The 18,257-nt window shown below is 40.8% G+C and carries 16 protein-coding genes; 10 read left to right on the top strand and 6 right to left on the bottom strand.

The features are described 5' to 3' along the window. The first annotated feature begins 2 nt into the window (after positions 1-2). The 9 genes from epsC to J4Q03_RS10465 all read left to right on the top strand — a co-directional run bounded on the left by epsC (position 3) and on the right by J4Q03_RS10465 (position 12,635). Positions 3-833 (top strand): serine O-acetyltransferase EpsC, encoded by an 831-nt coding sequence (epsC, locus tag J4Q03_RS10505; protein WP_426048134.1) that lies wholly within the window; start codon positions 3-5, stop codon positions 831-833. Positions 834-864: 31 nt separating this feature from the next. Further along, positions 865-1,776 (top strand): cysteine synthase A, encoded by a 912-nt coding sequence (gene cysK / locus J4Q03_RS10500; RefSeq protein ID WP_426048133.1) that lies wholly within the window; start codon positions 865-867, stop codon positions 1,774-1,776. Positions 1,777-1,800: 24 nt separating this feature from the next. Continuing rightward, the gene (gene cobA / locus J4Q03_RS10495) at positions 1,801-2,646 is read left to right on the top strand and encodes a uroporphyrinogen-III C-methyltransferase (RefSeq protein ID WP_426048132.1); all 846 of its coding nucleotides are present in this window, start codon (positions 1,801-1,803) and stop codon (positions 2,644-2,646) included. Beyond that, entirely contained in the window at positions 2,636-4,342 is a 1,707-nt protein-coding gene (locus J4Q03_RS10490; RefSeq protein ID WP_426048131.1) for a diflavin oxidoreductase, read from the top strand. Before cobA ends, J4Q03_RS10490 begins: the two co-directional genes overlap by 11 nt. Before the next feature lie 17 nt (positions 4,343-4,359). Beyond that, the gene (locus J4Q03_RS10485; RefSeq protein ID WP_426048130.1) at positions 4,360-6,033 is read left to right on the top strand and encodes an NADPH-dependent assimilatory sulfite reductase hemoprotein subunit; all 1,674 of its coding nucleotides are present in this window, start codon (positions 4,360-4,362) and stop codon (positions 6,031-6,033) included. 137 nt (positions 6,034-6,170) lie between these two features. Beyond that, complete coding sequence (locus J4Q03_RS10480; protein ID WP_426048129.1) at positions 6,171-9,044, top strand: TonB-dependent receptor; 2,874 nt, start codon at positions 6,171-6,173, stop codon at positions 9,042-9,044. A 5-nt stretch (positions 9,045-9,049) separates the two neighbouring features. Beyond that, positions 9,050-10,573: a TSUP family transporter gene (locus J4Q03_RS10475; protein ID WP_426048128.1), complete on the top strand. Its 1,524-nt coding sequence runs from the start codon at positions 9,050-9,052 to the stop codon at positions 10,571-10,573. A gap of 192 nt (positions 10,574-10,765) precedes the next feature. Continuing rightward, the gene (locus J4Q03_RS10470) at positions 10,766-11,614 is read left to right on the top strand and encodes a hydroxymethylglutaryl-CoA lyase (protein WP_426048127.1); all 849 of its coding nucleotides are present in this window, start codon (positions 10,766-10,768) and stop codon (positions 11,612-11,614) included. 181 nt (positions 11,615-11,795) lie between these two features. Continuing rightward, complete coding sequence (locus J4Q03_RS10465; protein WP_426048126.1) at positions 11,796-12,635, top strand: sulfurtransferase; 840 nt, start codon at positions 11,796-11,798, stop codon at positions 12,633-12,635. A gap of 247 nt (positions 12,636-12,882) precedes the next feature. Here J4Q03_RS10465 and J4Q03_RS10460 read toward each other — a convergent pair whose 3' ends face one another. Together J4Q03_RS10460 and J4Q03_RS10455 are read right to left on the bottom strand one after the other, a co-directional pair. Continuing rightward, positions 12,883-13,209, bottom strand: a complete 327-nt coding sequence (locus tag J4Q03_RS10460) for an SUF system Fe-S cluster assembly protein (protein ID WP_111954157.1) — start codon at positions 13,207-13,209, stop codon at positions 12,883-12,885. Between the two features lie 3 nt (positions 13,210-13,212). Further along, positions 13,213-13,914: a 3'-5' exonuclease gene (locus J4Q03_RS10455; RefSeq protein WP_426048125.1), complete on the bottom strand. Its 702-nt coding sequence runs from the start codon at positions 13,912-13,914 to the stop codon at positions 13,213-13,215. An 83-nt stretch (positions 13,915-13,997) separates the two neighbouring features. Between J4Q03_RS10455 and J4Q03_RS10450 the strand changes: the two genes are divergently transcribed. After that, positions 13,998-14,768 (top strand): DUF4382 domain-containing protein, encoded by a 771-nt coding sequence (locus J4Q03_RS10450; protein ID WP_426048124.1) that lies wholly within the window; start codon positions 13,998-14,000, stop codon positions 14,766-14,768. Positions 14,769-14,770: 2 nt separating this feature from the next. Here the strand turns inward: J4Q03_RS10450 and J4Q03_RS10445 are convergent, their stop codons facing one another. The 4 genes from J4Q03_RS10445 to J4Q03_RS10430 all read right to left on the bottom strand — a co-directional run bounded on the left by J4Q03_RS10445 (position 14,771) and on the right by J4Q03_RS10430 (position 17,811). Beyond that, the gene (locus tag J4Q03_RS10445; protein WP_426048123.1) at positions 14,771-15,118 is read right to left on the bottom strand and encodes a tRNA-binding protein; all 348 of its coding nucleotides are present in this window, start codon (positions 15,116-15,118) and stop codon (positions 14,771-14,773) included. Beyond that, positions 15,115-15,624 (bottom strand): hypothetical protein, encoded by a 510-nt coding sequence (locus J4Q03_RS10440; RefSeq protein ID WP_426048122.1) that lies wholly within the window; start codon positions 15,622-15,624, stop codon positions 15,115-15,117. The genes J4Q03_RS10445 and J4Q03_RS10440 overlap by 4 nt, the downstream gene beginning before the upstream one ends. Positions 15,625-15,883: 259 nt before the next feature. After that, complete coding sequence (locus J4Q03_RS10435) at positions 15,884-16,894, bottom strand: trypsin-like serine peptidase (protein WP_426048121.1); 1,011 nt, start codon at positions 16,892-16,894, stop codon at positions 15,884-15,886. 71 nt (positions 16,895-16,965) lie between these two features. Next, positions 16,966-17,811 (bottom strand): caspase family protein, encoded by an 846-nt coding sequence (locus J4Q03_RS10430; protein WP_426048120.1) that lies wholly within the window; start codon positions 17,809-17,811, stop codon positions 16,966-16,968. Between the last annotated feature and the right edge of the window lie 446 nt (positions 17,812-18,257).

The following is an 18,257-nucleotide window of genomic DNA, read 5'->3' as shown; positions in this document are numbered from 1 at the left end:
AAATGAAGATATCAGATCCTTTTATTAAGAAAATCCTTGAAAAAAAGCAGATCAGTTCCACCCGGTTCTTTGATTATAAAAAAATGGAAGATTTTGTCACAGAGCTGTACAATCTTATGTTTCTTCCCAAACAGATCAACACGGATGATCAGCTTTATAATGATTTTGAAAAGCTGGGTAAACTTCTTTTTGATCTATTAGAAAGTACCGTGACCGACCAGGTTTCCTCTGAAAATCAGACCAATGCTTTTTTTATGGCCCTGCCTGATATCTATGATAAATTGATTCTCGATGCAGAATCTATACTGGAATTTGATCCTGCTACAGAATCTTTAGAGGAAATTCTGCTTTCATATCCGGGCTTTTTTGCAACCTATGTCTATAGAATTTCGCATCAGCTCTGGATTCAGGAAATAAAGATTTTGCCGCGCGTCATCTCAGAATATGCACACAGCAGGACGGGAATAGATATTCATCCGGGTGCCGTCATTGGCGAACATTTCTTTATCGACCACGGAACAGGGATCGTGATCGGAGAAACAACAGTTATTGGCAATCATGTGAAACTATATCAGGGAGTAACACTGGGAGCTTTACATGTTTCAAAAGATAAGGCCAATGAGAAAAGACACCCCAATATTGAAGATCACGTGATCATTTATTCAGGGGCAACCATTTTAGGAGGAGACACAACCATTGGCAGAGACAGTATCATTGGAGGAAATGTATGGATCACCCAAAATGTACCCTCCAGTTCCCTGGTCTATAATAAAAGTGAAATAAAAATAAAAGATAACGGACCTCTTCCTGAATCTTTAACATTTGTAATTTAAACAGCAAAAAACAACATAAAACTGAATCGGTATGAAGTTCCAAAACGCATTAGAAACCATCGGTAATACCCCGGTTGTAAAAATTAATAAACTTTTCGGTGCCGGGCATGATGTCTGGATCAAGCTGGAAAAGGCTAATCCTGGCGGAAGCATCAAAGACAGAATCGCTTTATCCATGATTGAAGAGGCCGAATCTAAAGGTATTTTAAATAAAGACAGTGTAATTATAGAACCTACAAGCGGGAATACTGGAATTGGCCTTGCCCTGGTAGCCGCTGTAAAAAACTATAAGCTGATTCTCGTGATGCCCGAAAGTATGAGTTTGGAACGCCGTAAAATTATGGAATCATATGGAGCAGAATTCGTTCTGACTCCCAGAGAAAAAGGAATGAAAGGCGCTATTGAAAAAGCTGAAGAACTGGCAAAAGAAACCCCAAATTCATGGATCCCGAGACAGTTTGATAATCCGGCTAATGTGAAAGTGCACGTTGAAACCACTGCCCGGGAAATTCTGGAAGACTTTCCGGATGGATTAGACTACCTGATCACCGGAGTTGGAACCGGAGGACATATCACAGGAATTGCACAGGTCCTTAAGCAGGAGCTTCCCAATATCAAAGTAATTGCTGTTGAGCCCGAGCTGTCTCCCGTACTCAGCGGAGGTACTCCCGCTCCACATCCTTTACAGGGTCTGGGTGCCGGATTCATCCCTTCCATACTTGATACAGCTCTACTGGATGAAATTGTTCAGATCAATAAAGACGAAGCTTTTGAATACACAAAAAATGCTGCTAAAAAAGAAGGCCTTTTCGTTGGAATTTCCACAGGAGCTGCTTTAGCTGCAGTAGCGAAGAAACTGCCTGAAATTCCCGAAGGATCTACCATTCTAACGGTCAACTATGATACAGGTGAAAGGTACCTTTCCGTTGAAGGACTGTTCTAGCCACCCCTAATAAAGAAATTAAAAATGAAACAAAATAGTAATTCACCACAGGTTTTCCTTGTCGGTGCAGGACCCGGCGACCCTGATCTGATCACGGTAAAAGCGGTAAAAGCCATTGCTGCTGCCGATGTTATCCTATGTGACCGTCTGGTAAGTCCTGAAATAATAAGCCGTTACGCCAATAAAAACAGCGAAATTATATATGTTGGAAAAGAATGCAGTAAGAATGCCTCTACACCACAGTCCCGCATCAATACATTAATTGTTGACCATGCTTCCCGGGGAAAAACCGTGGTAAGGCTTAAAGGTGGGGATATCTCCTTTTTTTCCAATGTACTGGACGAATTGAAAGCTCTTAAAGAACATCATATCACATTTGAAATTATACCGGGAATTACAGCAGCTTCAGGAGCCGCCGCCTATGCCGGAATACCTTTAACGGCAAGGGGATATGCCACATCAGTCCGTTTCCTTACCTATTATAAAACAGAAATTCTCAGTGATGAATACTGGAAAGAATTGGGAACATCAGAAGATACCCTTGTCTTTTATATGTCTAAAGGAAACCTTAATGGATTGATAGAGAAATTTTTGGCATTAGGCAAGACCGATGGCAAAAAAATAGCGGTCATTGAACAGGCTACCACACCTTATCAGAAAGTATATACCTCATCTATAGAAGATTTTCACACAAAATTGGGCAGTAAAGACTTTGTATCGCCATCATTGGTCGTGATAGGAAAAGTGGTTAATCTGCATGAAGAGTTTTCGTGGCTGAAATTACCTATACAGGAAGGGATTTATTTTAAATCTGTAACGAACGGAACCTTAGTGTCAAATCATCAAAATCTATTCGAATATGCTGTCTGAAACTAAACTAAAAGCGCTTAAAGAAATATCCGTCGATTTTTCCAGAGATGAAGCCGTCTGGGCCAGCGGTTTTCTGGCAGGCCTTGCAGGATCATCGGTCGTGCAGGAACTCCTTCCTTCGGCTATTCATGCGGAAACGTCTTCAGCAAAGAAAATTACCCTTACCTATGGTACTGAAACCGGAAACAGTAAGAAACTTGCGGTAGAACTTGCCGGTATCATCAAGAAAAAAGGCATTCAGGTAAAGCTGGCAGATCTTTCCCAGTATAAGCCTAAAGATCTTGCTAAAGAAGACCTTTTCTTTATCATTATCAGCACCCAGGGAGAAGGTGAGCCACCCATTCTTGCGAAGAAGTTTTATGATCATATTCATGAAAATGACTTGAACATCAGTAATTTGAAATTCGGAGTCCTTGCTCTGGGAGACAGCAGCTATCCGTTGTTCTGCAAAACAGGCGAAGATATCGATTCCCGTTTTGAAGTACTGGGAGCACAGCGGATTCTTCCTCTGAAAAAATGTGATATCGATTATGAACAGGAAGCTCATGTCTGGGCGGAACATATTCTTGATGTGGCTAATAAAACAAAGGAAAGCAGCCGGAAAAATACAGCCACGTCAAAAATATCGGCAGGAAGAAAGAAATACCGGGGAAAAATTTCAACAATCATCAATTTAAATGATATAGGATCTGATAAAGAAACCTATCATATTGAAATAGAGACGGAAGAACCTTTAATCTACAGTCCGGGTGATGCATTGGGTGTTATAGCCTTTAACCCGAAAGAAGAAGTTGAGGAAATTATTACCCTGACCGGAATTGATCCTCAGAAACAGATTAAAACAGCAAAAATTACAGCCGTTGCAGAAGAACTTCTTTACAAACATCTTAATATCAGTTATCTGCTTAAAAGTACAGTGGCTCAATATGCAGAAATCACAGGACAGCATATTCCTGAAGTAAGATTAAGCCTTCTTGATCTGCTGCGGATCTATCCGGTGAAAAATGCAGAGGATTTTGAACAGGTACTTAAGGTTTTAACCGGACAGTCTCCGCGTTTGTATTCCATTTCTTCATCGCTGGAAGCTCATGGGAATACCGAAATCCACATTACAGTAACAAAATCTGAGTTTTTTATTAATGATAAAAAGCAGAATGGACTCTGCAGCAGTTTCCTTGCTGAATTTAAGGAAGGAGAAGATCTTGAATTCTATATTCAGGAAGCCAAGCATTTCAGACTACCCCAACCGGATAAAGACGTCATTATGATTGGCCCGGGAACAGGAATTGCGCCTTTCAGATCTTTTCTGTACGAGCGCGATGCCATTGGAGCGGAAGGAAGAAACTGGCTCTTTTTCGGAGACCGGACTTTTGTTTCAGATTTTCTTTATCAGGCAGAAATTCAGGACTTTCTGAAAACCGGAACATTAACTCATCTGGACCTTGCTTTTTCAAGAGATACTGACGAAAAAATATACGTTCAGCACAGGCTGGAGCAAAAAGCACAGGAGGTTTATCACTGGCTGGAAAGCGGAGCATCACTTTATGTATGCGGAACCAGGGATCCCATGAGTAAAGATGTTGAAAAAACCATTCTGAACATCATTCAGGATAAAGGGAAACAAAGTTTGGAAGAAGCCCGGAATTACCTGGAAGAGCTGGAACTGAGCGGCAGATATGTAAAAGATGTATACTAAATCATAAACGGATCAATATGACAGATAAGAATAACCTTTCGTCTGTAGAAAGGATAAAAACAGCCAGTAACGGGCTAAGGGGAACCTTAAAGGAAAGCCTTTTGGACGATTTTACGGGAGCCATCAGAGAAGATGATCAAACCCTCATCAAGTTCCATGGAATGTATCAGCAGGATGACCGGGACAGACGTGAAGAAAGAGTCGCAAAAAAGTTGGAGTGGCTATATTCCTATATGATCAGGCTGAGGCTTCCCGGAGGGTTTTTAACTTCAGAACAATGGGCAGGACTTCATGAAATTGCAGAAGATCATTCCACGGGAGTAATTAAAATTACGACACGCCAAACCATTCAGCTGCACGGGATTTTAAAATCTCATGTAAAACCTACCATTCAGAGTTTCAATCTCCAGCATCTGGATTCCATTGCAGCCTGCGGTGATGTGAACAGAAATGTGACCTGTACCTCAAATCCTTCCGAATCACCATTGCATCAGGAAGCTTACGAACTGGCAGGGAAGATCAGTGAAATGTGTCTGCCTAAAACAAAATCGTATTATGATCTGTGGATTGACGATGAATTGGTAGTTGACAGAAAAACAGAGGAAGATCCTTTGTATCAGGACAGATATCTGCCCAGAAAACTGAAAATCGGAATTGCTGTTCCACCCAATAATGATGTGGATGTTTTTATTAATGATATAGCACTGATCGCTATCATTGAAAATAACAAAATTGCCGGTTATAATATTGCTGCCGGCGGAGGATTGGGTGCTACACACGGAAATGAAGCGACGTATGCCCGGCTGGCATCTCTGCTTGGTTTTGTGGATACGGAGGAAAAAGTTTTGAAAGCGGTATATGAAATTATTACGGTACAGCGCGACTTTGGGAACAGAAGCGACAGAAAATTATCAAGGTTAAAATATACAATAGATAAACTGGGGGTTGAAGGGTATAGAGCTGAAGTAGAAAAAAGATGCGGTTTTAATTTTGAAACGGCAAGGGAATTTAAGTTTGAGCAGAGAAAAGACCGTTACGGCTGGGTACAGAACCATGAAGGGAAATGGTTTTATACTTTATTCGTAGAACACGGACGGGTTCTTGATACGGCAGAATATCCTTTAAAGTCAGGACTGTTAAAAATTGCTGAAACCGGAAAAGTCAGTTTCCGTTTTACCTGCAATCAAAATCTCATCCTTTCTGATATTCTCGAAGAAGATAAAGCTGAAATTGAATCCCTGCTCAAAGAATCAGGAATATCCACTTATACTGACGAAGCCAGTGCTCTGCGTAAAAATTCCGTCGCCTGTGTAGCATTGAATACATGTTCGTTGGCTTTGGCGGAGGCTCAGCGTTATTTACCTTCTTTAGTTACAAAAATAGAGCCCGTCCTTGAAAAATACGGACTTCAGAACGAGGATATTACCATCAGAATGACAGGCTGTCCCAACGGATGCGGAAGATCACCCAATGCAGAAATTGGATTCGTGGGTACAGCGTATGGCAAATATAATCTTCATATCGGTGGTGACAGGCTCGGAATGCGTCTGAATACAAAATTCAGGGAAAATATAGGTGAAGAAGAAATCATAGACACCCTTGACCAGCTTTTCAGAATCTATTCAGAGCAGAGAAATGAAGAAGAGACCTTCGGTGATTTCTCCTGCCACTATTTGCAAACCGTAAAATAAAAAAATATGACCAATCTCCTTTACAGACAGAAAAAAGCTAAAAAACGTGATCAGAATCTTTTAGGGCTCCGAATGTGTATGTGCTGTTCATTACTTGACGACGCATAAAATCATTTTCAACCCTAAATAAGAAACAAGTGAAATTCATACACCATCCACATTTTAAACAAAAAATCCATCTTATACTGTTTACCCTTTCCTTCGCCGGCCTCGTACAGGCGCAGCAGCTTATTGAAGTAAGCGGAATGATCAGACATACAGACTCCCAAAAAGGAATTGCCGGAGCAAACATCCGCGTAGAACATACTCAGGAGACGGCAATAACTGATCAGGATGGGAACTTTCGGCTTCGAACAAGGGTGAAGATACCCTTCAGAATTGTCATTGCCAAGGAAGGATTTGCCACTCAGACTACTGAAATCCTGTCATTGTCCAGTAAAATTGCAGTAGAATTGAATCCTCAGAATACCATCATTAATGAAGTGGTTATTTCCGCTTCACGTGTTCCCGAAAAAATACTGAGGTCGCCCATTGCTATTGAAAAAATTGATATTAAAACCATCCGGGAAAGTCCGGCCGCCTCCTTCTACGAAACATTGGAAAATGTAAAAGGTCTGCAGCTTTTAACCTCAAGCCTTACTTTAAAAGTTCCCAATTCCAGGGGATTCAATTCTCCGAATAACTTCAGATTCATGCAGCTGGTAGATGGTGTAGATGTACAGTCTGCCACACTTGGAGTCCCACTGGGAAATGCCATAGGCCCGACAGAATTGGACATCCAGTCCATGGAGATTACTCCCGGAGCTGCTTCTGCTTTGTATGGAATGAACGCTGTGAACGGATTGGCGAGCCTTCAGACAAAAGATCCGTTTACCTCAGAAGGAATCAGTCTTTATTTCAGAGGCGGTGTGAACCATGTGGATCATGTGAATCATAAAACAGCTGCCTTAGGAGAAAGTGCCGTCAGAATTGCTAAAGTTTTTAATAAGAATTTTGCTGTAAAGATCAATGCCTCCTATTTCAGCGGAGTTGACTGGATCTCGGATAACCGTACGGACCAGAATCCAAATTCACTGATGACCGCCAATCCCAACTTCTCCCTGGCCAGCAATCCGGCTGAAGATCTCTGGAATAAATATGGTGATGAAAGGAACAACCGTACCTCTGTAAAAGTAAATTACAACGGAAAACCGACTACTTTTAACATATCAAGGACAGGATATGATGAAAAAGATCTGATAAGTCCTGAAGTGAAGAATGTGAAATTTGATGCCGGATTATACTACCGTTTTGGAGATCAGTGGAGGACCTCTTACGTTTACCGTTATGGCCTGCTGGATGGTACCTTTCAGAGAGGAAATAAGATCCGTCTTCAGAATGCAACCGTTCAGAACCATAAAGTAGAATTGACGGGTAAGGAGCTGACATTCAGGGCGTATATGTCCATAGAAAATACCGGGGACTCGTATAATCTGAAGCCTTTAGCGGATAATCTGGATCTTACCCATCTTTCCAATGGAAACTGGAAAAATATTTTTCAGACTGTTTTGCAGGACAGACTTAATTCGGGAGTGAATCTGAATGACGCTTTTATTTTGGCCAGACGGGAAGCCGATAAAAACAGGGCTGTTCCCGGGACGGCAGCATTTGAGCAGTTAAAGAATACGATCATCGGGATCAATAACTGGGATTCTGCTAATTCCGGAATTGCCGGAGCACCGGCTACAGGAGGAGCAAAACTTGAACAGAAATCCCGTTTTTATCAGGGAGAAATCACTTACGACTTTACAAGACTTGTAAAAGTTTTTAATCTTCTTGTCGGCGCAGATTACCGTCTTTACAGCATTACTCCTGACGGAAATAATTTTGTTGATTTTGACAGGCCAGTCAGTGATAGGAATATCCCTTTATCTGACGGAACCTTCGGGAGCAACGTCATTTACCAGAAATATGGTGCATTTGCCCAATTTACCAAAGTTTTTTTCGGCGATCAGCTAAAAGTAAATCTGGCGCTTCGTGCCGACCGAAATCCGGAGTTTGAAACTAAGTTAAATCCAAGGGTAAGCGTAGTTTATTCTCCGGTTAACCAACATAATTTCCGGGTCTCTGTTCAAAATGGTTACCGTTTTCCTTCTCTGTTTGAAGCCCTTTCATTCGTGAACAACGGAAATGTAAGAAGGGTAGGTGGGCTGTTGAAGGCTAATGAGGGGTTGGGATATCTTGAAAATTCATATACGCTGGCTTCTATTGATCAATTCATTTCTGCAGTTAATAAAGATATAGATGGTGGGTTTAATCAGAACCAGGCTGCGATGAAAAACAGAAATCTTTTGACCGCTGCCAACCTTCCGAGATTACAGCCGGAAAAGGTAACCTCTTTCGAAATAGGCTATAAATCGGCTTTATTCAGCAGCAGGCTGGTCATTGACTGGGACTTTTATTATAACGTGTATGAAGGTTTTCTGGGACAGGTGGAAGTAGCTGTTCCAAAAAATGAAAATATAGGTAGTGATAATGCAGTTTTAGCGATGCTTGACCGAACTAAACAGGACCGGTACAGAGTATACACCAATAGCACCAGTAAATACAAAAGCCTCGGAACATCTTTGGGAATCCGGTATAATCTGGTGAAAAATTATAATGTGAACGTCAACGTTTCGTACAATGACCTTGTTTCAACTAATACTTCAGACCTTTTTATTACGGCTTTCAATACACCTAAATGGGCCGTCAATTTAAGTGTTGGAAACAGAGAGATCATCAAAAATATAGGATTTACAATTGCTGCAAGATGGCAGGACGGTTTCTTATGGGAAAGCCCGCTAGCCTCCGGTAATATTCCGGCCTATTATACCATTGATGCGCAGGCAACGTGGAGAATTCCTGAAATAAAAGCAAGCGTTAAAATAGGGGCAACGAATCTGCTTAACCGCCGGTATCTTCAGTATGCCGCAGGACCCGAGATTGGAGGGCTGTATTATCTCGCATTTACCTATGATCTAAAACTTTAAATAAGATGAGTAACTTTTTATATCCCATATTCTTAAAACTGGAGGAATTATCCCTGCTCATCATTGGCGGAGGCAATATTGCTCTGGAAAAACTGGAATCTGTTCTCGCCAATTCTCCGGGAGCGCGCATTAAGCTGGTAGCACTGGAAATTAGTGACCAGGTTAAAGAACTCAAAAAGAATTATCCCAACCTTACCCTGCACGAGAGATCTTTTACGGATAATGATTTTAACAGTGCCGATCTTGCGATTGTAGCGGTTAATGATATTTTTATCGCTGAGCAGATCCGTGACAGGGCTCATCAAAATAATACACTGGTCAACATTGCCGATAAACCGGATCTGTGTGATTTCTATCTGGGCTCCATTGTAAGAAAAGGAAATCTTAAAATTGCAGTTTCTACCAATGGAAAATCACCAACGGTAGCCAAGCGGTTGCGTGAGATTTTAACGGAAACAATTCCCGATGAAGAAATGGATGGGCTCTTAGACAACATGCAAAACATCCGTAATCAGTTAAAAGGAGACTTTACCTATAAAGTAAAAGAGCTGAACAGGCTTACGACGCAATACCTGGGGGAAAAGGGGGATCAGCCTGAAAAAAAACTGGAGATGGAAAAACTAATCAGCATCACCAAGACAGTACAGAGAAGAGCTAATATTTACCTTGGTATCATAGGTGTCCTGACACTTATTGTTGTCCTTGTGCTGATCATTTACCAGTTTAACCTGTCCGGAGATATTCAAAGTTTCCTCAGTAAAGACGGACATATTTTTTACTGGATGCTGCTGGCCGGATTTCTGGCAGAAATTGTTGCCGGTTCTATGGGGATGGGATATGGAGTGATCTGTACAACAATTCTTTTGCTTCTGAATGTTCCGCCTCCGGTGGTGAGTGCAAGTATTCATTCCGCTGAATCGTTCACATCGGCAGCAGGAAGTATCAGTCATTATAAATTAGGGAATGTCAACAAAAAAATGGTCTTGGCTTTATTTCCTGTAGCGGCAGTGGGAGCTTTTACCGGAGCTTTTGCGCTGTCTCATTTCGGGGAACATTATGCTCATATTGTGAAGCCGGTCATTGCCTTCTACACTCTTTATTTGGGAATCAACATTCTTAAAAATGCTTTTAAAGGGAAAAATAAAAAATCAGGAAACAGCAGGCAAAAAAAGACAACCAACCTCAGAATATTGGGATTGGCAGGCGGCTTTATTGATTCTTTTGCCGGAGGAGGCTGGGGACCGCTTGTGACGGGAACCCTGATTAAAGAGGGAAGAACGCCCAGATATGTAGTGGGGAGCTCTACTGTGGCTAAATTCTTACTGACCGTGGTCAGTGCATTAACCTTTATTTTTACCATTGGAATTCATCACTGGAACATTGTTCTGGGGCTTCTTCTGGGAGGCGTTTTTACAGCTCCCTTTTCAGCGATGTTTGCCTCACGTCTTCCTGCCAAAAAAATGTTTGCGGTAGTGGGTGTAGTGGTAATTGTAATGAGTCTGATCACGATTGTAAAATCATTAACCTAGCTATTTTTTGAATCAGAATATTGGAGATAAACAAAGGTTTTCACGTCTGGTCTGGTTTATCCGGACTTATATATCAGTTATCGAAATTTTAAATTAAATATAAATATTTGAAAATCAAAATAATGTTAGATTTGTATGCCTCATCTATAAACTTGTTTAGTTTTATTATATTTGAGAAAATCAAAAGTAAAAATGTTTCTTACTGAATGTCCTAGAGATGCCATGCAGGGTTGGGGAGAATTTATTCCTACCGGCAAAAAAATAGATTATATCAACTCACTGATGGAGGTTGGCTTTGATGTATTGGACTGTCTGAGCTTTGTTTCCCCGAAAGCAATTCCACAGATGGCCGATTCCGATGAGGTAGCTGAAAATATTGATAAATCTTTATCCAAAACAAAAGTTTCTGCAATCATCGGAAATTTCAGAGGCGCTGAAAAAGCATTAAAACATCAGAGCGTAGATATTTTAGGCTTCCCGTTCTCTATTTCGGAAACATTCCAGCACAGGAATACCAACAAAAACCAGGAAGAGGCTTTTAGCGAGATCATCAGGATGCTTGAGCTTGTTAAAAGTGAAGGAAAGCAGCTGAATATCTATTTTTCTATGGCTTTTGGAAATCCTTATGGAGAAATGTGGAAATGGGAAGATGTGGATTTTTGGGCCAAAAGATTTTCAGAGATTGGAATTAAAGATGTTTTGCTTTCGGACACTACTGGTGTTGCCACTCCTGAAACCATTGCCCTTTTATTTGAAAAAATTCCGTCAAAATACCCTGAGATCAATTTTGGAGGACATTTTCATAACCGTTATGAAGATTCCTATTCAAAACTGAAAGCTGCATATGATAAAGGCTGCAGAAGATTCGACAGTGCCATCAAAGGAATTGGGGGATGTCCTATGGCCAAAGATGATCTGGTAGGAAATATGCCTACAGAACAGGTAATCAATTTTATGAGCGTAGAAAAAGCAGAGCACAAACTGAATCTGTTAAATTTCGAAAGCTCATATAATAAGGCGAAGGATATTTTTCATTTTTAATTAAGAAATATCATCCCGCAAATCAGGCAGATGAAGCAGATCAGATTACTTTTAAAGTATTGAAATCTGCACAACCTGTGGAACAAATAATATCAACAGGAGCGGGTTTTAACCCGCTTTCCCGTATTAAAACTCGATCGGCTTTAGCCAAAACATATCATCTAACTCCAAAATCAGCAGAATGTCACCAATAATCTTATCATCCGAACTAAAAAATATTTTTCAGAATCCAAACCTCATCATCCTTGATGCCAGAGTAGGAAAAGACGTATATCAAAACTATCTTGAAAAACATATCAAAGGAGCCCGTTTTATAGATCTGGATAAAGATCTGGCTGAGATTGGGGAAGATGCCGCTTTTGGAGGAAGACATCCGCTTCCGGATACTGCAAAATTTGCTGTAACATTGTCAAATCTTGGAGCATCAGAAGATGCTCATATTGTTATTTACGATGATAAAAACGGAGCTAATGCAGCAGCAAGAGCCTGGTGGATGCTGAGATCTTTCGGATTTGAAAAAGTTCAGGTGCTGGATGGCGGAATACAGTCTGCGGAGAAAGAAGGTATAGAATTTTCATCCGGTGAAGAAACCTTTGAAAAATCTTCAGTCATTAAAAAGGAAGGCTGGCTTCTTCCTTTTAAAGCTTTGGAATATGTTGAAAATGAGATAATAAGCCGTTCTTCAACGGTTATAGATGTACGGGATGCTTACCGCTATAAAGGTGAATCTGAGCCGATTGATCTGGTAGCCGGACACATTCCGGGAGCAATTAATATTCCTTTTTCTGAAAACCTTGATGAGCATGGAAACTTCCTTAAGCCTGAAGTTTTAAAAGAAAAATATAAGGAACTTTTAAAAGATAAACCTCAACATCTCATCATCCATTGCGGATCTGGCGTTACGGCTTGCCATACTATTTTAGCACTGGATTATGCAGGCTTCCCAATTCCTGATCTGTATGTAGGCTCATGGAGCGAATGGAGCCGGAGAGAAGGAAAAGAGATTGCGAAAGAGAATTAACAAAAGCACGAAAATGGAAGAGGGAGGCCGGAAGCTACTATTAGTCTTATTATTTCTGGTAGCTTGATTTTAAAAACTTTTCTCTTTTAATCATCTGAACTTACAAGCAAAGATATTTTAATCTTAAAATAGAAAACCCCGGAAATTTCCGGGGTTTGTATTGTATTAGCGTAAAAAAAGGAGTTTTTATATGGAAGAAAGTGGCTTTATGAACTCTGAAACCTCCATCTTCCTGCTTACATCCTTCTTAAAGCATTCCCAATTCAAACTTTGCTTCTTCACTCATCATATCCTTATTCCAGCTTGGTTCAAAAGTAAGCTCTAAATCTACGCTTTTCACTCCTTCCACTTCTCCTACCTTGTCTTTTACTTCCTGTGGCAGGCTTTCTGCAACCGGACAGTTCGGGGTAGTAAGGGTCATTATAATTTTTACATCGCCATCCTCGGAGATCTGTACATCATATATCAGTCCTAACTCGTAAATATCTACCGGAATTTCCGGGTCGTATACGGATTTTAAGACGCTGATGATTTCCTCACCAATGTCAGCAATTTGATCGTCTGTAAATTTCATTTTTTAATCTAGATTGATATTCCTTTTCAACAAATCTTCCTGACGCATCCGCCGGAAAACATTTGCCAAAGTTAAGACATCTTTTTCACAATAGTCAACAATTCGCTGCAAGTCTTTTTCTATGTAGTAGATTGATGAAACCATTGAACCGTCTATATCATCTTTAGGCGTAGGAATTCCGAAGACATGAGCCAGCAATTCCAGAGAAACAAAACTTTTATAATCTCCGAATTTCCAAAGCTCCATTGTATCAATATGCGGAATCTCCCATGGCTTTTTTCCAAACATCTGGAAAGGAACCGGAGGCTGCATCCTATTGATCAGATACCTTCTTGCAATCCAGGGAAAATCAAACTCTTTTCCGTTATGGGCACAGAGAATTACATTATTCAGTCTCGGGCTGTTGAAGATCTCTCCGAATTCCTGAAGCAGCTTCTTCTCATCATGACCCGAAAAGCTCTTAATTTTTAAGGTTTCATTCTTTTCTACCATTCCGATTGTGATGCAGATAATCTTTCCAAACTCGGCCATAATGCCGGCACGGTCATAGAATTCCGCTGCACTGACGTCTTCTTTTCTCTGAAACCTTGTTTTCTTTTCCCAAAGCATCTGCTCCGCTTCAGATAATACGTCCCAGGATGGCGCACCGGGAACAGTTTCGATATCGAGGAATAAAATTTTTTCCAGGGGGATGTGCTGTATCATTCTCTTGTTTTTAAGACTGAAATATATGACATAATAAAATAATTATCAAAAACGTTTTTACAGAACAGACAAAATACTATTTTATGAAAAAATTATTAATGATAGGAAGCAGTATAGGTATACTTTTTCTGGCTTCGTGTAATGATTCCGAAGGAAGTGATACTGCTACAGTGAATGTGAGGCTTACAGATGGCCCCGCCGCGTATGATGCTGTTAATATAGATATTCAGAGAATTGAAATCAACAGCAATGGCCAGTGGACTCCACTCAATTTTCCAAGTCCGGGAGTTTATAATCTTCTTAATTTTAAAAATGGGGCGGATGTTGTTTTAGGACAGGCAGTGCTGCCGGCAGGAAATATTTCTCAGATGAGGATGGTTTTAGGCCCTAATAATACCTTGGCTGCTAATGGGGTAACCTATTCATTGCAAACTCCTTCTGCCGAACAGAGCGGTCTTAAATTTAACTGGCATCAGACGTTAGAAGCCAACGGAGCTTATACGGTATGGATAGATTTTGATGCCGGAAGATCTATTGTGAGCACCGGAAACGGATCATACATTCTGAAGCCGGTGATTAGGACTTTTTCTGAATTAACAAACGGGCAGATAAAAGGTTATGTACAGCCACAGGCAGCAGACGCGGTAGTGCATGCAATTGTGGCCTCAGATACCATTGCAACGGCAATACCCAACAATGATGGATTCTTTATGTTTTCCGGCCTGTCTCAGGGCACTTATACCGTCTCTTATGACGCAAGTAACAGTACCGGGTATGTAGACGAAAGCACGGGTAATGTTTCGGTGACCTTTGGACAGATTACCAATCTGGGAACAAAAACATTGCATCAATAGGTTTAACCTACTTGGAAACCATTTTTAGTGGGAAGTGATGTTGTCAGTAATGTCACTTCCTTTTTGTCCTCTCCGTAAACGCCCAATACCAAGCATTCGCTGAAAAAATTGGCAATCTGTTTTTTGGGAAAGTTGACGACGGCTAAGATCTGTTTTCCGATTAAATCTTCTTTCCGGTAAAAAGCAGTAATTTGTGCCGCTGATTTTCTGATTCCCAGATCACCAAAATCAATTTCCAGTTGGTAAGAAGGGTTTCTTGCTTTCTCAAAATCGGTAACTGAAATTATCGTTCCGCATCGTATATCTATTTTTTCAAAGTCTGTCCAGGATATTTCCGGCTTTATAGTCATGATAATGAATTGATTAAATGTTCTACTTCTGCTTTTTCTGATGCATATTTCTGCTGCAGTTCCGATCCTTCGCCCATTCTCCTGTAATATTCCAGTGCCTGGCCTCCAAAGAATTTCTTATAATGATCCGAGACTTCCGGGATCTGTGGAAAGACTTTATGGAAAAGCATTTCATAATAGGCCTGAAATTCCCTTTCATTTTTGTCTTCGATGACCAGCCCGGGAGCTTTCTGACGGACGTGAAGCATTTCGTGGGCGACCATATTCAGGACGAGGTTCAGATCAAAATCAAATAAATTCTTGGGGATCATTACGGTCTGAGGACCGCCCAATATTCCTTCCGCCGTCAAAAGCATGGAAGTGGGAGAGAGCTCTTCCCGGAATCCGAAACCGGCAAAATTTTCATGTTCCAGGTCAAAGGAATGGATTAAAAACTTAGCGGCATCCAGGATCTGATCGTGTTCTTTGTAGGCCTCAAGATGTAAGTTGATCTGCTCGAAATTCATTCAGAATATGTTTTAAACAAATGTATTAAAATATTTTATTTATATAGAGGTAAAGTAATCATATGAGTACCTTGCCTGATGTAAACTTCTATCGAACTCATTCCGTTTTTGTCGAGTTAGTATATCTGTTAATAGTGTAGTCAAACAGGATTTATCAGGTGTTTTTTCTGTCAAAATTTTGTATTGTGTTTTTAAACTAAAATCTAATACAACAAAAAGCCGGACACTGGCCCGGCTCTTCACTTAAGAAAATAATTGGTTAAGGATGTTCGTTTCTTGCTTTGATCACCAGATTAACAAGGTCAGAGCCGCCGCTTGCAAAATTTTCACTTGAATTATGGGCACTTTGTGTTGCTACTGCATAGGGAGCTCCATCCCAATATCCCCAGAACGGACCACCGCTTTGCCCCGGCCAGATATCTGCTTTATGGCTCATGCTTTCATTATCATCAGCACTCCAGAAGTCTCCGTCTAAAGCAATACCGGTCTGATAGGTTGGTCTCTGGGTTCCTGTTAGATCTCCCGGATAACCTGCATGAGTCCAGTAGGCACCACCATCCCATGAATCGGAATATGATTTCGCACCCAGCCATCCTATATTGTCTCCGATACGTCTGTCGAGAACAATCACAACATAATCATATTGAATTTCTGTGGAATCTATGGTTGGTCCGGCTACTTTATACTTATAATAGGTTAATGCACCCCATGCGCTTCCGTACGGAGCACTTCCGTTATAATACATAGGAGTGAATTTTAGCCAGCCTGTGGTGTTATTAGGTTGCCAGTCCACAATGTGGGCACAGGTAAGGAGGTGTCTCGGACCAATCATTACCCCGCTTCCTGAACCTAAAGCACTTTCTACTCTTCCCACGCATCTCCATGGATAAGCTGTGGAATTATATACCTTTCTCTGATCGGGACCGAATATAGTTTTTACCCCTTCTGCAGATAAGAAAGATTCTCTGTCAATGAATTTTGGTTTACGGTCCTTTTTAGCTTCCAGTTTAGGCTGGTATTCAAAATCTGAATGGGTAGGGTAGAAGTGATCGGTTTCGAGTACTTTTCCTTCTGCTGCTTTTTCACCGGCAGGCATTCCTATCGATTTCATTCCTTTGGGAAAAGACCTTCCGTCAATGGTTTCTATGGCAGGTCCCTGGCTGGTTGATTTTTCGGCATTTGTCAATTTTTCAGTTGATTTTGCTTTAACGGTTTTAAGTCTTGATACTTCTTCCGCTGTCATTGGCTTGTTATTGTCAGTTTTAGACATGATTATTAGTTTTTAATCAGTTTTTTCCTACTCTTTGGATGGCTTTTCGGATTCCGCCAGTGATTTGATGTTTACGAAAATATTTTTTGAGAAAATTCTGCTGTAATGCTTTCCGTCTGGTTGAGCTGGGCAGCCCCCATCGCGGCTAAGGCAATAGCGACCTGTTTATCAAGTGTTTTCCTGACAATATTGCCGTTGGTAGCCCGCAGTATTTTACAGAAGTGATAGGTGAAGTAGCCCCTTATCTGGCCACTCATATTTCCTTCCATGGATACCTGGTTGTCTTTGGAAGCGGCCCATAACGTATGATTCATTCCGGCAACGGGAATCAAGGCTTTGGTCATGGAAGTTGTTTTTTTAGAAGCTTTAGAAGACTGCATTTCACTGGCATACGTCATATAAAATTCATCTTCAAGCATTGGTGGGATGAAACGTGGCGTTTCATAAGAGAGCTCTAAATCCAGTCCGAGATCCATTTTCCTGGTTCCTGTTCCTGAATGACAGCAGTCAAAAATAACCTCCAGATTCACGCCTGCTTTCATTTTACTGAGTACTGCTTTAAAATCATCGTCACGGATCACGCCGGCACTTGCATAATCGTGAGGGCAAATCGCTTCGTCCAAGCCGTCTATTTCCAGATCTGCCCCAATATTGGCCACTCTGGTGCCGTGTCCTGAATAATAAAAGACCAGAGAATCTCCTTTTATACTGCTGTTCACCAATGCTTTCAGGTAATTAAGTATATTGGCTCTTGTGGCATTCTGGTTGGTGAGAATTTTAATCTTTGCGGGATTAAATCCGCAAATGACCAATGTGTTTGCCATGTCCCGGGCATCGTTCACACAGCCGTTCAGATCCGGTCCGCCTGATCCTATGGGTGCATAGTCATTGATTCCTACTACGAGTGCTTTTTTCATTTTATTAGTTTTTAAATTTTCCCTACTCTGTTTCGGCTTTTCGGGTTCTGCCTTCATGGATTAGTTTTACAGGACAAAATTCCATAATTCAACAGAACGAAAACAGAGGTAAAAGACTAATTATGTGGTAGGTAAAACACCTTTTTTAAGGTTTGAATGAGTTTTTCAACCACGGATTTACACAGTTGATTGATACTTCTAAGTATTGCGGATTAAAAATTCATTTTAACGCAAAGGTTATTTAGGAAGTGGATAATTTTGAGAAAGCAAAGAATTCGACTACGTCGTTGATGAAGCTGACGGATAAAACCGCTTAATCGAGGCTGTCTCAAAAGGGGCAGTCTTTTTTTGTGTCTCAAAGTTTGCGATCTACAATTTTTCAGGTTTAGATTTCCGTTATTTGTTTTTTCAGGAATTTTTTTGATATTTTAGTAAAAAGCAGGATT

Source organism: Chryseobacterium sp. NFX27, from assembly GCF_049887855.1.
In the GTDB taxonomy this organism is placed as follows: domain Bacteria; phylum Bacteroidota; class Bacteroidia; order Flavobacteriales; family Weeksellaceae; genus Chryseobacterium.
This window is presented reverse-complemented; position numbering and strand designations above follow the sequence as displayed.

Excerpts from the sequence above, each read along its gene's own strand:
- epsC (WP_426048134.1), top strand. The coding sequence starts at position 3 with ATGAAGATATCAGATCCTTTTATTAAGAAAATCCTTGAAAAAAAGCAG.
- cysK (WP_426048133.1), top strand. The coding sequence starts at position 865 with ATGAAGTTCCAAAACGCATTAGAAACCATCGGTAATACCCCGGTTGTA.
- cobA (WP_426048132.1), top strand. The coding sequence starts at position 1,801 with ATGAAACAAAATAGTAATTCACCACAGGTTTTCCTTGTCGGTGCAGGA.
- J4Q03_RS10490 (WP_426048131.1), top strand. The coding sequence starts at position 2,636 with ATGCTGTCTGAAACTAAACTAAAAGCGCTTAAAGAAATATCCGTCGAT.
- J4Q03_RS10485 (WP_426048130.1), top strand. The coding sequence starts at position 4,360 with ATGACAGATAAGAATAACCTTTCGTCTGTAGAAAGGATAAAAACAGCC.
- J4Q03_RS10475 (WP_426048128.1), top strand. The coding sequence starts at position 9,050 with ATGAGTAACTTTTTATATCCCATATTCTTAAAACTGGAGGAATTATCC.
- J4Q03_RS10470 (WP_426048127.1), top strand. The coding sequence starts at position 10,766 with ATGTTTCTTACTGAATGTCCTAGAGATGCCATGCAGGGTTGGGGAGAA.
- J4Q03_RS10465 (WP_426048126.1), top strand. The coding sequence starts at position 11,796 with ATGTCACCAATAATCTTATCATCCGAACTAAAAAATATTTTTCAGAAT.
- J4Q03_RS10460 (WP_111954157.1), bottom strand. The coding sequence starts at position 13,209 with ATGAAATTTACAGACGATCAAATTGCTGACATTGGTGAGGAAATCATC.
- J4Q03_RS10455 (WP_426048125.1), bottom strand. The coding sequence starts at position 13,914 with ATGATACAGCACATCCCCCTGGAAAAAATTTTATTCCTCGATATCGAA.
- J4Q03_RS10450 (WP_426048124.1), top strand. The coding sequence starts at position 13,998 with ATGAAAAAATTATTAATGATAGGAAGCAGTATAGGTATACTTTTTCTG.
- J4Q03_RS10445 (WP_426048123.1), bottom strand. The coding sequence starts at position 15,118 with ATGACTATAAAGCCGGAAATATCCTGGACAGACTTTGAAAAAATAGAT.
- J4Q03_RS10440 (WP_426048122.1), bottom strand. The coding sequence starts at position 15,624 with ATGAATTTCGAGCAGATCAACTTACATCTTGAGGCCTACAAAGAACAC.
- J4Q03_RS10435 (WP_426048121.1), bottom strand. The coding sequence starts at position 16,894 with ATGTCTAAAACTGACAATAACAAGCCAATGACAGCGGAAGAAGTATCA.
- J4Q03_RS10430 (WP_426048120.1), bottom strand. The coding sequence starts at position 17,811 with ATGAAAAAAGCACTCGTAGTAGGAATCAATGACTATGCACCCATAGGA.